The sequence below is a fragment of the Neobacillus sp. plas4 genome (genome assembly GCF_057221695.1).
The window spans coordinates 917,088-930,040 of the sequence record NZ_CM170152.1 but is presented as its reverse complement, the minus strand read 5'-3'; the positions used below and the strand labels follow the sequence as shown (position 1 = coordinate 930,040).

General features: G+C 37.5%; 17 protein-coding genes. 8 read left to right on the top strand and 9 right to left on the bottom strand.

What is annotated here, in order from left to right; genetic code table 11:
- Window positions 1–204: 204 nt before the first annotated feature.
- The 3 genes from AC2TFD_RS04685 to AC2TFD_RS04675 are packed head-to-tail and all read left to right on the top strand — an operon-like array spanning window position 205 to window position 3,757.
- The gene (locus tag AC2TFD_RS04685) at window positions 205–954 is read left to right on the top strand and encodes a DeoR/GlpR family DNA-binding transcription regulator (RefSeq protein WP_484675097.1); all 750 of its coding nucleotides are present in this window, start codon (window positions 205–207) and stop codon (window positions 952–954) included.
- Window positions 951–1,877 (top strand): 1-phosphofructokinase, encoded by a 927-nt coding sequence (gene pfkB, locus AC2TFD_RS04680; RefSeq protein ID WP_484675096.1) that lies wholly within the window; start codon window positions 951–953, stop codon window positions 1,875–1,877. The genes AC2TFD_RS04685 and pfkB overlap by 4 nt, the downstream gene beginning before the upstream one ends.
- Window positions 1,878–1,879: 2 nt before the next feature.
- Complete coding sequence (locus AC2TFD_RS04675) at window positions 1,880–3,757, top strand: PTS fructose transporter subunit IIABC (RefSeq protein WP_484675095.1); 1,878 nt, start codon at window positions 1,880–1,882, stop codon at window positions 3,755–3,757.
- Window positions 3,758–3,802: 45 nt separating this feature from the next.
- On the opposite strand, the gene AC2TFD_RS04670 is transcribed toward AC2TFD_RS04675, so the two are convergent.
- The 4 genes from AC2TFD_RS04670 to AC2TFD_RS04655 form a co-directional block, all read right to left on the bottom strand.
- On the bottom strand, window positions 3,803–4,621 hold the full coding sequence (locus AC2TFD_RS04670; RefSeq protein WP_484675094.1) for an HAD family hydrolase: 819 nt from the start codon (window positions 4,619–4,621) through the stop codon (window positions 3,803–3,805).
- A 98-nt stretch (window positions 4,622–4,719) separates the two neighbouring features.
- Window positions 4,720–5,160: a hypothetical protein gene (locus tag AC2TFD_RS04665; protein ID WP_484675093.1), complete on the bottom strand. Its 441-nt coding sequence runs from the start codon at window positions 5,158–5,160 to the stop codon at window positions 4,720–4,722.
- A 90-nt stretch (window positions 5,161–5,250) separates the two neighbouring features.
- Window positions 5,251–5,634 (bottom strand): DUF1398 family protein, encoded by a 384-nt coding sequence (locus AC2TFD_RS04660; RefSeq protein WP_335516479.1) that lies wholly within the window; start codon window positions 5,632–5,634, stop codon window positions 5,251–5,253.
- 180 nt (window positions 5,635–5,814) lie between these two features.
- Window positions 5,815–6,003, bottom strand: a complete 189-nt coding sequence (locus AC2TFD_RS04655; RefSeq protein WP_335516476.1) for a hypothetical protein — start codon at window positions 6,001–6,003, stop codon at window positions 5,815–5,817.
- A 139-nt stretch (window positions 6,004–6,142) separates the two neighbouring features.
- On the opposite strand from AC2TFD_RS04655, the gene AC2TFD_RS04650 reads away from it, so the two are divergent.
- Complete coding sequence (locus AC2TFD_RS04650) at window positions 6,143–6,349, top strand: zinc ribbon domain-containing protein (RefSeq protein ID WP_335516473.1); 207 nt, start codon at window positions 6,143–6,145, stop codon at window positions 6,347–6,349.
- Window positions 6,350–6,440: 91 nt separating this feature from the next.
- Here AC2TFD_RS04650 and AC2TFD_RS04645 read toward each other — a convergent pair whose 3' ends face one another.
- Window positions 6,441–6,848 (bottom strand): NUDIX hydrolase, encoded by a 408-nt coding sequence (locus AC2TFD_RS04645; RefSeq protein WP_335516470.1) that lies wholly within the window; start codon window positions 6,846–6,848, stop codon window positions 6,441–6,443.
- A gap of 85 nt (window positions 6,849–6,933) precedes the next feature.
- Here AC2TFD_RS04645 and AC2TFD_RS04640 point away from each other — a divergent pair, with 85 nt between their 5' ends.
- Window positions 6,934–7,083, top strand: a complete 150-nt coding sequence (locus AC2TFD_RS04640) for a hypothetical protein (RefSeq protein WP_335516467.1) — start codon at window positions 6,934–6,936, stop codon at window positions 7,081–7,083.
- 120 nt (window positions 7,084–7,203) lie between these two features.
- Here AC2TFD_RS04640 and AC2TFD_RS04635 read toward each other — a convergent pair whose 3' ends face one another.
- The gene (locus tag AC2TFD_RS04635) at window positions 7,204–8,082 is read right to left on the bottom strand and encodes a LysR family transcriptional regulator (RefSeq protein ID WP_335516463.1); all 879 of its coding nucleotides are present in this window, start codon (window positions 8,080–8,082) and stop codon (window positions 7,204–7,206) included.
- A gap of 202 nt (window positions 8,083–8,284) precedes the next feature.
- On the opposite strand from AC2TFD_RS04635, the gene AC2TFD_RS04630 reads away from it, so the two are divergent.
- From AC2TFD_RS04630 to AC2TFD_RS04620, 3 genes are all read left to right on the top strand, one after another.
- On the top strand, window positions 8,285–8,908 hold the full coding sequence (locus AC2TFD_RS04630) for a chromate transporter (protein ID WP_335569006.1): 624 nt from the start codon (window positions 8,285–8,287) through the stop codon (window positions 8,906–8,908).
- 267 nt (window positions 8,909–9,175) lie between these two features.
- Window positions 9,176–9,799, top strand: coding sequence for a chromate transporter (locus AC2TFD_RS04625; RefSeq protein WP_484675092.1), 624 nt, complete (start codon window positions 9,176–9,178; stop codon window positions 9,797–9,799).
- Window positions 9,800–9,819: 20 nt separating this feature from the next.
- Window positions 9,820–10,362, top strand: a complete 543-nt coding sequence (locus AC2TFD_RS04620) for a chromate transporter (protein ID WP_335509772.1) — start codon at window positions 9,820–9,822, stop codon at window positions 10,360–10,362.
- A 136-nt stretch (window positions 10,363–10,498) separates the two neighbouring features.
- Here the strand turns inward: AC2TFD_RS04620 and AC2TFD_RS04615 are convergent, their stop codons facing one another.
- The 3 genes from AC2TFD_RS04615 to AC2TFD_RS04605 all read right to left on the bottom strand — a co-directional run bounded on the left by AC2TFD_RS04615 (window position 10,499) and on the right by AC2TFD_RS04605 (window position 12,919).
- Entirely contained in the window at window positions 10,499–11,419 is a 921-nt protein-coding gene (locus AC2TFD_RS04615) for a hypothetical protein (RefSeq protein WP_335569004.1), read from the bottom strand.
- 120 nt (window positions 11,420–11,539) lie between these two features.
- The gene (locus AC2TFD_RS04610; RefSeq protein ID WP_335509768.1) at window positions 11,540–12,055 is read right to left on the bottom strand and encodes a TetR/AcrR family transcriptional regulator; all 516 of its coding nucleotides are present in this window, start codon (window positions 12,053–12,055) and stop codon (window positions 11,540–11,542) included.
- Window positions 12,056–12,301: 246 nt separating this feature from the next.
- On the bottom strand, window positions 12,302–12,919 hold the full coding sequence (locus tag AC2TFD_RS04605) for an FMN-binding negative transcriptional regulator (RefSeq protein ID WP_484675091.1): 618 nt from the start codon (window positions 12,917–12,919) through the stop codon (window positions 12,302–12,304).
- Window positions 12,920–12,953 lie beyond the last annotated feature (34 nt).

The window sequence follows — 12,953 nt, the reverse complement described above, 5'->3', positions numbered from 1 at the left end:
TATTATTAAACTATGAAATATCTTTGTTTTTACTAATTCTAAGGGGAACACTATTTGTTACAAGGATGCTAAATAAGCATCCTTTTTTATTTGCCACTTTTTGAACGAAAATGAATGTTTTTGAATTTTTATGATTGATTTTAATCACTTTTAATTGTAAGATGAAAGTAGAAAAACTTGAAAGCGTTTTAGGAGGCATTGATTATGTTAGAGCCGGATCGCCATCAAATTATATTAGATGCATTAAAAATAAAGAGTTCTGTAAAACTTCAAGAACTCGTTGAATTAACAAATTCCTCTGAATCAACAATCCGAAGAGATCTTATTCAGTTAGAACAAGGGAAATTTCTCAAGCGTGTGCACGGGGGTGCTGCCAGGCTACAAGGAAAGCTCCAGGAACCTAGTATGAGTGAGAAATCATCCAAAAACCTTCAAGCAAAACGTCAAATCGCCCAATATGCGGCGGGTTTAGTGAACGAAGGTGACTGCATTTATTTGGATGCAGGTTCAACAATCGTTGAAATGATCCCTTTTCTTCCCGATAACATTGTCGTTGTAACAAACGGACTATCACATGCAAATGAACTTCTGGAAAAAAATATTAAAACATTTTTAATAGGCGGTTACGCAAAACCAACCACTAAAGCGCTGATTGGGCGCGGTGCATTAGATAGCCTGGAACATTACAGATTCGACAAGTGCTTCATGGGAGTAAATGGAATCCATTCACAATTCGGTTATACAACTCCCGACCCTGAAGAAGCAATGGTCAAACAACTGGCCATTTCATTATCGAGCGAAGCATATGTCGTGGCAGATGAATCAAAATTCTCAGAAATTGCTTTTGCAAAAATTACCGACCTTCATCTGGCAACAATTATTACCAATGAGTTAGACCCTGATACGAAGGAGCAATACCATAGTAAGACTAAAATTAAGGTGGTTTCATCATGATCTATACTGTTACGTTAAACCCATCACTTGATTACATTGTAGAAGTTGATCAAGTTACCCTTGGAGAATTAAATAGAACAAAAAAGGAAACTAAATTTCCAGGTGGAAAAGGAATCAATGTTTCCCAAGTATTAAAACGATTAGATGTTGACAGTCGTGCCCTCGGATTTATTGGGGGTTTTACCGGAGATTATATTGAGAGATTCCTATCATCCAAAGGAATTCACACTGACTTTGTGAATGTTGCTGAGGATACACGAATCAATATAAAGCTTAAGTCTGAAAAAGAGACAGAAATTAACGCAAAAGGCCCCAATATTTCCGAAGAAAATTTTGAAGCCTTAAAAGATAAAATTAGGAATCTTACAAATGAAGATATCCTTGTTCTCGCTGGCAGCATTCCATCCACTATGCCAGAAAGTACCTATGAAGAGCTTGTAAAACATTGTTATGAAAATGGCGCGAAGTTTGTTGTCGATGCGGAAGGTGAATTACTTAAGAAGGTACTTCCATTACACCCCTTCTTAATAAAACCAAATCACCATGAACTTGGTGACTTATTCAATACAGTTATTACATCTTGTGAAGAAGTCATTCCCTATGCGAAAGAGCTTGTGAAACAAGGTGCGCAAAACGTGATTGTATCCCTTGCTGATAAAGGTGCTGTTCTCATCAATAAGGACATAGCCTTGATTGCCACAGTCCCTAAAGGTGAAGTAAAAAGCTCTGTGGGTGCAGGAGATTCCATGGTAGCTGGTTTTATTGCAACCTATGAAAAAACAAAATCACTCGAAGAAGCCTTCCGTTTTAGTGTGGCAGCTGGCAGTGCGACTGCTTTTTCAATCGGATTATGCACACGCGAAAAAATGGAAGGCTTACTCCCTCAAGTAAAAATAGAAAAGACAAACCTAAGAGGAGAATGACGATGAGGATTACAGAACTCTTAACAAAAGAAACCATTAACCTTTCTTTAACAAGTACCACTAAGATCGGTGCCATTGAAGAGTTAGTGACGTCTTTAGATCACGCAGGCAAGTTAAACAATCGCGCTGAATATAAAGCCGCCATTATAAAAAGAGAAGAACAAAGTACAACTGGGATTGGAGAAGGCATTGCCATCCCTCATGCGAAAACAAACGCAGTTATGCATGCGGCGATTGCCTTTGGAAGATCGAAAGCTGGCGTAAACTATGAAGCTCTTGATGGTCAGCCTTCCCACCTCTTCTTTATGATTGCAGCAACAGAAGGGGCAAACAATACACATTTAGAAGCACTTTCAAGACTTTCAACGATTCTATTAAAAGATGAAGTACGCAAACAGCTTTTAGAAGCGAGTACCGCTGATGAGGTTTTATCCATTATTAATTCTCATGACCAAGAGGAAAAAGAAGAAGAACAGTCTATGGCTGGCAAGAAACAATTTATTGTTGCGGTAACCGCCTGCCCTACAGGCATTGCCCACACCTATATGTCTGCTGATTCGTTAAAAGCCAAAGCAGCAGAAATGGGTGTTGATATAAAAGTTGAAACAAACGGCTCTGGCGGGGCAAAAAATGTCCTAACAGCAGATGAAATTGAAAATGCTGTAGCAGTTATTGTGGCCGCGGACACAAAGGTTGAAATGAATCGTTTCAATGGCAAGCATGTATTAGAAACACCTGTTGCTGATGGGATCCGTAAACCAAAGGAACTCATCGAAAGAGCTTTAAAGCAAGATGCTCCTATTTATAGCGGCAGTGGAAAGTCTAATCAGGAAAGTGAACAAACAAGCGGTAGAGGAATTGGATCAACTATTTATAAGCACTTAATGAACGGTGTATCGAATATGCTTCCATTCGTTGTTGGCGGTGGTATTTTAATCGCTATCAGTTTTATGTTTGGCATTAATTCAGCAGATCCTAATGACCCAACTTATCATCCGATCGCTGAGGCGTTAATGACGATTGGCGGCGGAAATGCTTTTGCCTTAATGGTTCCCATTTTAGCAGGATTTATTGCAATGAGTATTGCGGATCGCCCAGGTTTTGCTGCGGGTATGGTCGGCGGTATGCTGGCAACTAGCGGCGGTGCCGGATTCTTAGGAGGACTTGTAGCAGGTTTCTTGGCAGGTTATTTAGTGGTTGGTTTGAAAAAGGTATTGGCTGGTATGCCTTCTTCCTTGGAAGGGATTAAAACGATCCTGCTATATCCTTTATTAGGTATCGCCTTAACCGGATTTATTATGTTGTTTGTTGTGAATAAACCTGTTGGTGCCTTGAATACTGCTATCTCTGAGTGGTTATCAGGTCTAGGTACGGGAAATGCGGTTTTACTTGGCATTATTTTAGGTTTAATGATGTCGTTTGATATGGGCGGCCCGGTTAACAAAGCTGCTTATGTATTTGGAACTGGATTACTGGCAAATGGTGTTTATGAACCAATGGCTGCAATTATGGCTGCAGGGATGGTTCCTCCATTAGCAATCGCCATCGCTACAACACTCTTTAAGAAGAAATTCAGCAAACAAGATCGGGAAGCAGGAAAAGTAAACTATATTATGGGACTATCCTTTATCACAGAAGGAGCAATTCCATTTGCAGCAGCTGATCCCATTCGTGTCATCCCTTCTGTCTTGGTCGGCTCAGCCATTGCAGGTGCATTATCGATGATGTTCAGTATTGGACTGCGTGCTCCCCATGGTGGATTGTTCGTTATCCCACTCGTGGATGGCAGCTGGTTGATGTATTTACTTGCAGTAGTGATTGGTGCACTAGTTTCTGCATTTTTATTGGGCTTCTTGAAAAAGCCAGTTTCTAACGAATAATTAATAGCCCAATTTCCCTTCACTAATGGGAAACTGGGCTTTTGATTATATTACGATTGTTGCTGTTTGAGGATTTAACAAATGACGAACTGCATAGGCAAAACCATCTTCGTCGTTAGACTTTGTAACGATGTTTGCTCTTTGCTGTACATGAAGCGGGGCATTTGCCATTGCAACAGAAGTGGACGCTACCTCGAACATAGCAAGATCATTACCACCATCGCCAAAGGCAATAATCTCCTCAAAGTTCAAATTCATCATTTTCTGATAGCGTAATAACGCTTTTCCTTTATGTGCCTCATTTGAAGTGATTTCCACGTTATTTGGGAACGAAGAAGCCATGGAAATTTCAAACTTATCCCCTAATGCATTCTTAACTTCTTCCACTTTTTCTAGTTGATCATGGTGTGTCAGAGCAATGAGTTTATAGATTTTCAACTGATCTTTTTCAAGAATTTCGTCATAATTGAATTCCTCAAAAAGAGTATTGAGTTCTTCTTTGCTTTTTTTATGAAGCGGAGGCAATGTCGATGGAAAGCCGCCATAATTGGTGTAAACTAAAATTCCTACACCTAATCCCTTTAATATCGGAAACAGTTGTTTATACGTTTCAATCGATATCGTTGCCTCATAGAGCAGCTCTTTTTTTTCCGAGAATAATACCGATCCATTCACACAAAATATCGGAATCTCTACATTTTCTAGTGCTTTAAGTTTTATAACATCGGCATATGCCCTGCCTGTATTTAGAATAACTGCATGACCTTGTTCACGCAACTCATTGATGGTTTGTAGGTTAGCTTCAGATATATCATGTTCAGAATTTAATAATGTACCGTCTAAATCAATTGAGAAACATTTCATCGTGTAGTCTTCATCTCCTCTATCTTTCTAAAAGACTACTATATCAGATATTCAATGAATTAAAAAAGTTTAATTCTGGATGCAAATAATAAGGAACATTAAGAATTAGAATGACCCTTATTATTTGCATTTCCTCTTTCTTTTAATATATCTTGGATGATTTCCATATGAAAAGCAGCCCATGCTTTCTCGCGAAAGTGAAGAATCACACTTACCGCAAGGGCAATGATATAAACAGTACTAAATACAGCCCACAACCATTTCCCCTCTTTAAACAAATAGGCAGATAATTGCTTTGAAAATAACAGTAACAACCAGGGAGCAGAGGAAACCAAAATAGGAATCATTCCCGACCCGTTGTATTCTTTAATCATACGGTAATGTATCAATTGCAAGGTATTGCTATCAAGTGACCGATAAAGAGATTGTATCTCATCAATCTCCTTATATTCCTTCATGTCTATTATGGTATCGCCATTATGTAATGTTCTTTTCAATCGTAAGAAAACTTTGTGAGCATCCCCTTTTAAAGAAAACATCACCTGCACATCCCATCTATCTATAGAGTTCCCTAGAGGACTAATCCTTTATAAAAAATTAACTCAACGTTCGTTCGCACTCGTCAAATTTTAAAGTTGCAGTGGTTCTACTATTTGTTCGCCATTTATCCCCGCGTAAGTAGCCTTTTTTTCAGTAATATTTACGTTATACGCTGCAATTCCTGCGTTACCAATTTCTCTTAGAAAATCTAAAAATGGAAGTGTAATGTTTGTGATTGCTTGTATTGCCTGATTTCTATTGAATTGACTTGATATTACAAAGTTCACTTGGGGTTCTGTTTTAATATCTGAGAGCTCGCCTTTATATGTGGCTTGACCTGTGGCAACATCAATATCGTATTGAATAATTCCAATTTTATATAATTCCTTCAAAAACTCAGCAAAGCTTGTCTTTCCTGTGCTTCTTCTTTCAATAACCTCATGTAACTCTTTTTCCGTTGGTTTTTCACTCATGAAAGCCCCTCCATCTAGAGTATTTTCTACATCATTTTAACCGCAAAGCTGGTTCTTATTCCTTACTCACGATGTTAAATAAAACTTTTAAAATAGAAAAAAGGCTCGAATCCCATCGAGCCTTCCTTCCTTTTACACAATCATTCAATGAACATATATGTAATTCCTATGGAAAGTCGTTTACTCTCCTTCATTCACGATAATTTTATATCCTTCTTGCTGTGGTCCATTTTCGTATACTTCCCGTGATACGATGTAGTATGTTTCCTCTTTACTATCAGTGATCACCATTTCACTTGGACTCTTATCGACTGCTGCTGCATCAAGGCTAAAATAACCCATGCCTAACATAGAAATATCAAATGCCACTTTCATCCCTCTTTTCTAGTTTTATTGAATTTTAACCTTTTTCTCATATGGGGACAAGCTTAAGTTTTTGATTATTATGAAACCCTTTGAATATATCATGCGTAAATATATGGAATAGTTTAAACAGGGGGGATTTGCAATGAGCCAAAAAGGTTGTATAAAATGCGGTTCTAGAGATACGGGACAAAAAGAAGTGGCTATGACTGGAACTGGCATTTCCAAAATACTTGATATTCAACATAACACATTTATAGTTATCTTCTGCAAAAACTGTGGTTATTCCGAATTCTATAATAAAAAATCATCTAAGGCTTCCAATATCCTTGATTTATTTTTTGGTGGATGATTAAAAGAACAAGAAAAAGGGGCGGGATAGTCTCCATTAAGCTATATAAAGCGGCTTCTAATATAGAAGCCGCTTTTTTTATGTATATCTTTTAAAATCCAATGTAAAAAGGATGCTGTTTCTCATCTAAACAATATTCAATCCTTTGTCTAAAGTTATTCCATGTGACCATTTCTAAGGCTTCATCTAGTGGAAAGAAACCTACTTCCAGGCTCTCTGGACTGGTCGTCAATTCTCCGCCAATCGGCTTCCCTAAGAATAGTGTGTTACAGATGGAGTCCCCTATATTTTGAAAAATCCCACAAAACTTTACAACCTCAATGTCTATCCCTGATTCTTCCTTTGTTTCTCTGATTACGGCATCGGTTATGGATTCCCCTTCTTCTACCTGTCCCCCAGGCATTTCCCAGCCTCGTCGCGGACCTTTTATTAATAAAATTTCATTCTTTTCATTTAATACAATGGATGCCGCTGAAACGATATGTTTTGGTGCTGCCATTTTTTCTCCCCCTACTCATAACAAGTCCCATTTTTTGTATTTGTCATTTACTTTTCAAGCATACTATGACATGGAGGTGTTAATCATGTCAAAGAATAATCCAATCGAATATACAGGGAAAGTCCTAAATCAAAGAAACCAGCTCACGGGTCCGGATGATGAAGGCAAGGCCTCCTATCCACAACGACCGAAGAATGTATCGATTAAGGACCCTAACAGTAAAGGGCAACATTAATCCCTAGTAAAACGACGTTTGATTCGTTCTGCAAAACCTAATTTACCATAACTTGCAGCAATCCAATCAAACGTTTCGTTTTTTCAAACAGGAACAGATCAAAGTTCATTTGAAACTACATCATTTATTTTGAATGAACTCTAAAAATTGGGAGACGCCGGCTTTGTTAAAGCGCTGGGGTTTTTTGACCAGCCATAATTTTCTCATGATTGTAACACCATCTATGTCTATATCACGGAGAAGATTAAGTTGAAGCTCTCTTTCTACTGTTAATCTTGGAAGAATACTAATTCCTAGGCCTGCTTCTACAGCACTTTTGATTGCCTGGGTACTGCCTAATTCCATATAACTATCGATTTTTTCTAATATTCCATTTTCTCTTAACATGTTTTCGACGATCAATCGTGTTCCCGAACCCGATTCACGCAATATCATACGTTCTGTTAATAACTCTTCTATTTGAATCTGTTTGTCCCAAGTATGGTCAGGTGAACATACAAGAATGAGCTCATCATCTGCAAATTCCTCAACAATAAAGTCGTTCCTCTCAACAATCCCTTCCACTAAAGCCATATCGATGACATCATTGGCTAAATCCTCTAACACACCGGGAGTATTTTTGATTGTCAACGTTACCCTTATTTCAGGCTGTTGTTTTTTAAACTTCCCTAACAAACTGGGTAATAAATATTCTCCAATGGTAAAGGTTGCACCTACATTAAGGTTAGACTGGTTGTGCCCCATTGCCTGCTTAATGACTTCCTTAGAACGGCTATAATCACCAACAATTGCTTTTGCAAAAGGGTATAACATTTTTCCCGCCTCAGTTACCCTGAGCTTTCCATCCGTACGGTCAAATAACAATGTTCCATATGAGTCTTCTAATTGATGAATCTGCCTTGTAACCGCAGGCTGAGAAACAAAGCTTAATCGAGCGGCTTGACTAATACTGCCCTCATCCACCACTAAACAAAACATTTTTAAGCTTTCAATATTCAACAGAATTCCCTCCAAAGACAACTATGCTTTTATAGTATCATAATCAATGGTTTAGAATCAGTTGAGCTATACGTTTTTGTTATAGCCTATAAATTTGTTGCAATTTCACATCTAACATTTTTCTGGTAACGTTATAGGTAGAAAGAAACTCAATCCATAAGTAGATATACATTTCTAAAAAGTGAAAAGGAGGGTGTATAGAATGCGGGAATGGAAAAAACTGTTTTACATTTTTTGGACCTTTTTCAAAATTAGTCCTGTTACGTTTGGCGGGGGCTATGCAATGGTACCATTAATCATAAAGGTTATTGTTGAAAGAAAAAAATGGCTCACGTACGAGGAAGTTACAGATGTGATAGCTTTATCTCAAACAGTCCCTGGAGCGGTTGCGGTTAATTCTGCAACATTTATTGGCCACAAACTTGGAGGCATAAAAGGGGCAATAGCAGCTATGATTGGTGTATCGCTTCCGACTTTTTTAATTGTTCTAACATTAGGGATTTCCTATTTATACATTCATGATAATCAAAAGCTAGAAGCTGCCTTTACCTCCATTAGAATTACCATTGTAGCGATAATTGGCTATGCAGCTATTAAAATAGCAAAAACAGCTATTGTTGATAAGACCACCTTTTGTATTATGATTGCAGGAGTTCTCGCACTTTTCTTCATCTATCCAATTGTCGCCATATTTCTTGGAGCTTTAATCGGCTTAGCAGCGACTTTTATTAAGAAAAAAATGGGCCGTGACACCAAGGAAATCAAACATAATAAAAAAGACGATCATTCTAATTTCCCTGATTATTTTATGGGCGCTGGAATCTAAAATAAAACCAAGGAGATATGAAAATGGATTGTGAGAATCCAATTTTCTCCGCCCTTTACTGTCCACCCGAGGTGGACAGTTGTACTTTAGTGGTGCCTGTCACCAAATTATAACTATTATCGTTTATATTTGTTATCATTTACATTTGTTGCCATTTACCGTTCCTCTCTATTTTGGTACCTTTATAATAGACTGCTAGAACTATTTACTATATTTATAGGTTGAATTGGATGTTTGTTCTAAGGCCTTTTGGAAAGAAGGGTATTGATGCACGTGGAATGGAAGTTGTTGTTTTATATTTTTTGGACTTTTTTTAAGATTAGTCCTTTGACGTTTGGCGGGGGTTTTGCCATGATCCCGGCTCTTTTAAAGGAAATTGTAGATAAGCGAAAATGGTTAACAAATGATGAAATGAGCGATGTGATTGCCCTATCTCAAACTGTACCGGGAGCGGTTGCTGTAAATACAGCAACATTTATCGGTCACAGAATAGGTGGAATCAGAGGGGCACTAGCAGCTATGCTGGGGGTTTCGCTGCCGACCTTTTTTATTGTTCTTACATTAGGTGTTTCCTATTATTTCATTCACGATAATCCAAAATTAGAAGCAGCATTCGTATCAATACGAGTGACAATTGTTGCAATCATTGTATATGCCGCGATTAAAATAGCAAAAACAGCCATTTCCGACAAGACTACCTTCTTTATTATGGCTGCTGGGGTGCCTGTATTGTTTTTCATCCATCCGGTAATCGCCATTCTTTTTGGAGCCATAACTGGATTAATTATTGTCCCCCTTAAAAGAAAATTGGGCTACAGCATTGACATGCAAAAGAGGAAGGAAGATGATCCAACCATTAACCCCGATTATTTCATGGGTGCTGGAATCTAAGGAGAAGGAGGTGCAAAGAAATGGTATTATGGGAACTTTTTAAAACATTTTTTATCACGGGCTTTGTCTCCTTTGGAGGGGGCTATGCGATGATTCCAATTATTGAAAAGGCTGTAACGGAATACGGATGGATGTCTGCAGAAAAGCTGACAAATATGTTTGCAATTGCAGGAATGTCCCCGGGACCAATCGCCGCGAATAGTGCGATTCTTATAGGATATTCAGCTGCAGGCATCAGAGGGGCTATTGTTTCAGCCATTGGAATTTTGCTGCCCTCCTTACTCCTAGTCACCACGGTAGCAGCGTTCTTTGTTAAATTACATCATAATCCTTTGGTCGAAAGAATTTTTTATGGATTGAAACCTTTAGTTACAAGCCTAATCATTTTTGCGGCAATAAAATTTGCACTTGCCAATAACATGATAACCATGGGTATCACTTTCCGTTCAATTAGCTATGTCATCATCTTTGGATTATCTTTATTTGCCTTATTAAAACTTCGTTGGAATCCTGTTTATGTTATTTTACTTTCAGGGCTGGTCGGAATAGCCCTTTACTCTTAAAACAGCCATTATTAACAAAAAGTGGATCACCCACTTTTTGAAGGATACATAAATCACTTCTTTGCCTAAAATAAGTTAACTAACAATATAGAAACCTAGAATAGCTAATCATCTGGTTATCCTAGGTTTCTTTTCATTAACTTTTAGTTTTAACCAATTCTTTTTTAGTGATTGTAATCTGTATTTCTATTCTCAATTGTTTCATTAATAACCCACACGATACCATTACTGTTCCAAACCAAATAAGCAATAACAGGCCTGCAAGAATTGGTAATAAGGTTAACTCAAAAACAGTCTGACCTAATGCAGTTTGGATGCCGATTAGTAAAATGGACAGCATCCAAGCCATACTGCCAGTTTGGATCAGCCATTTTTTCAAGCGGTCCTGTACATGGACTTTTTCCAAAAGCCATGCAGGCAAGATTAATGTCTGAAGCGCGTGAAAACCTAATCCATGCAGGATAATGATATTACCTCCATCCTGTGTAAGGCGGTCCTGTAACAAAATCATCCATATACCTGCCATATTTGCTGCAAAGACAGAGAGAAATGCATATCGAATTCCCTGTATAAGCAAGGGTTGTTCATAAGGCGGTTTCATCTTTAAGAATTGGATCATAAGCACAATGGCTAAAGTTACAAGTACTAATGAAATAACCCCAAATAGCATTCCTGCACCTATATCGACTACCGTTCCTTCACGAGAAAACCTTGGATTAATGCCTCGGAAGTTCTGAATGGTTTCAATAGCATAGGAATACATGGTTGCTATGATAAAAAAAAAACGTACAGTCTTCCTTTTCCTTGATCCAAATCCCGCAAGCGGCATGATTGCAGCTATCGATAGTATAAACATGCCTATCGCAGCATTAAAGGAAAAGGCATCTCTCATATTTCCTTCTGGTGCAATGGCATGCCCGTTAAAAAAGATAAAAATAGCAATGCCAGCTGATAGGATAAAACCAATTAAACCCGTGATTACTAGAGCTTGTTCTCCTTCAAAAAGCTTAACAGATGGTACACCTTCTTTTACATTAGCCTTCAAAAACTTCAACATAAATAGTCCCTTCTCTCTTATATTATTTATTTATCAATCAATAAATAAAAAATCAAAAAAATTTATTTATTAATCAATAAATGCATTATTAAAAAAAGGAGAGCAAGATTGCTCCTATTTTTAACAATGATCTTTTCCAGTCGTTAATTGCGGCAGATTTAAAACTTCTGCAACTGTAATTAATAATCCTGTGCCAATAAAATGTGCGGCTGTCTCTTTGGCATTTGGAATACCCGCATTTTCAAACTTATATGTTAATGATTCAAACATTTGGAGAAATAAGCTCCTGACGTGTTCGCGAATGCCTGTATCGGAAATAGCGTGAGCTTGCATGACCATTAAAACCTCATCACGATGTGTTTGGATAATTTGTTCAAATGCTTGCCCCATCGTTTCGATTAATTGGTCTGCTGGTGCATGCACTTCCTTAAAAGTATCATAAATACGGCCAAATGCAGTATCAATAACGGCCTTGAATAATTCTTCCTTGTTTTCAAAAAAATGAAACACATACGGCTGTGTCACTCCAGCAGCTTTTGCAACCATTGCTGTAGTTGCTTTATAGTACCCCCTCTCAGCGAATACCCCTACTGCATTTTCGATAATGATTTCTTTCTTATCTTCTCGGACTGCCACGTTTGCTACCATCCTTATCATGATTTATTTATTTATTTATTGATTAATAAATAAATCATAATGAATACACTCCTATTTGTCAATGGTTGGAAACCAATTAGGCAGGTAAAATAAAATGCCCCTCATTTAGACCTGAAGGACATTCTCTTTCTAAACTTAAGCTCCATAAAATGGGGAATACGAATCCACTCTTGCCCTCTAAACTGTGTTTCATCTTATCGGTCCTTGCCTCTATTTCGTGAAATTTTATTTTCCACTTAACAGATTTTTCTTCATAAGTTCAGCAATTTGTAGATTATTTTGATCTAAGGAATTTTCCAGTTGTTTAATGACTAATTCTTGTCGTTCAACTGGATGATTTTGACTAAGTTTTGCCTTCCCCTCTATTTTATTTATTTTGATTTTAAAACCGACAATTCCTTTACTCATTCCCTTTATGTACTTGTCATCAACATCCTCTAAATGATAGGAACTGCCTGGTTTTTCATATTTATTTACCATATCCAGCAACGATTCATAGACTTCCTGCTCATTTTCGACAATCTCCAACTGACCATAAACATGTATAGCAACATAATTCCAAGTTGGTACGGCTTGATCGGTTTCATACCAAGATGGTGAGATATAGCAATGAGGGCCTTGAAAGATTACAAGAACATTTTGATTTTCAATATCCTTCCACTGCTCATTCGGACGGGCAAAATGTCCATACAAAAAACCTTCTTCTTTATTTAAAAGCAGAGGCAGATGAGTGGCATAAGGTTCACCATTATGCTGAGAAAACAAGGTCGCAAAACTATTCTTTTCAATAAAATTATAGATAACTTCATCATTATCAATTTTAAAATGTTTAGGTATATACAAATCTATCATCTCCACTCTATAAGTAGTTAAATTG

Excerpts from the sequence above, each read along its gene's own strand:
- AC2TFD_RS04620 (WP_335509772.1), top strand. The coding sequence starts at position 9,820 with ATGGTATTATGGGAACTTTTTAAAACATTTTTTATCACGGGCTTTGTC.
- AC2TFD_RS04625 (WP_484675092.1), top strand. The coding sequence starts at position 9,176 with ATGCACGTGGAATGGAAGTTGTTGTTTTATATTTTTTGGACTTTTTTT.
- AC2TFD_RS04665 (WP_484675093.1), bottom strand. The coding sequence starts at position 5,160 with ATGTTTTCTTTAAAAGGGGATGCTCACAAAGTTTTCTTACGATTGAAA.
- AC2TFD_RS04645 (WP_335516470.1), bottom strand. The coding sequence starts at position 6,848 with ATGGCAGCACCAAAACATATCGTTTCAGCGGCATCCATTGTATTAAAT.
- AC2TFD_RS04670 (WP_484675094.1), bottom strand. The coding sequence starts at position 4,621 with ATGAAATGTTTCTCAATTGATTTAGACGGTACATTATTAAATTCTGAA.
- AC2TFD_RS04685 (WP_484675097.1), top strand. The coding sequence starts at position 205 with ATGTTAGAGCCGGATCGCCATCAAATTATATTAGATGCATTAAAAATA.
- AC2TFD_RS04650 (WP_335516473.1), top strand. The coding sequence starts at position 6,143 with ATGAGCCAAAAAGGTTGTATAAAATGCGGTTCTAGAGATACGGGACAA.
- pfkB (WP_484675096.1), top strand. The coding sequence starts at position 951 with ATGATCTATACTGTTACGTTAAACCCATCACTTGATTACATTGTAGAA.
- AC2TFD_RS04660 (WP_335516479.1), bottom strand. The coding sequence starts at position 5,634 with ATGAGTGAAAAACCAACGGAAAAAGAGTTACATGAGGTTATTGAAAGA.
- AC2TFD_RS04630 (WP_335569006.1), top strand. The coding sequence starts at position 8,285 with ATGCGGGAATGGAAAAAACTGTTTTACATTTTTTGGACCTTTTTCAAA.
- AC2TFD_RS04675 (WP_484675095.1), top strand. The coding sequence starts at position 1,880 with ATGAGGATTACAGAACTCTTAACAAAAGAAACCATTAACCTTTCTTTA.
- AC2TFD_RS04640 (WP_335516467.1), top strand. The coding sequence starts at position 6,934 with ATGTCAAAGAATAATCCAATCGAATATACAGGGAAAGTCCTAAATCAA.
- AC2TFD_RS04615 (WP_335569004.1), bottom strand. The coding sequence starts at position 11,419 with ATGTTGAAGTTTTTGAAGGCTAATGTAAAAGAAGGTGTACCATCTGTT.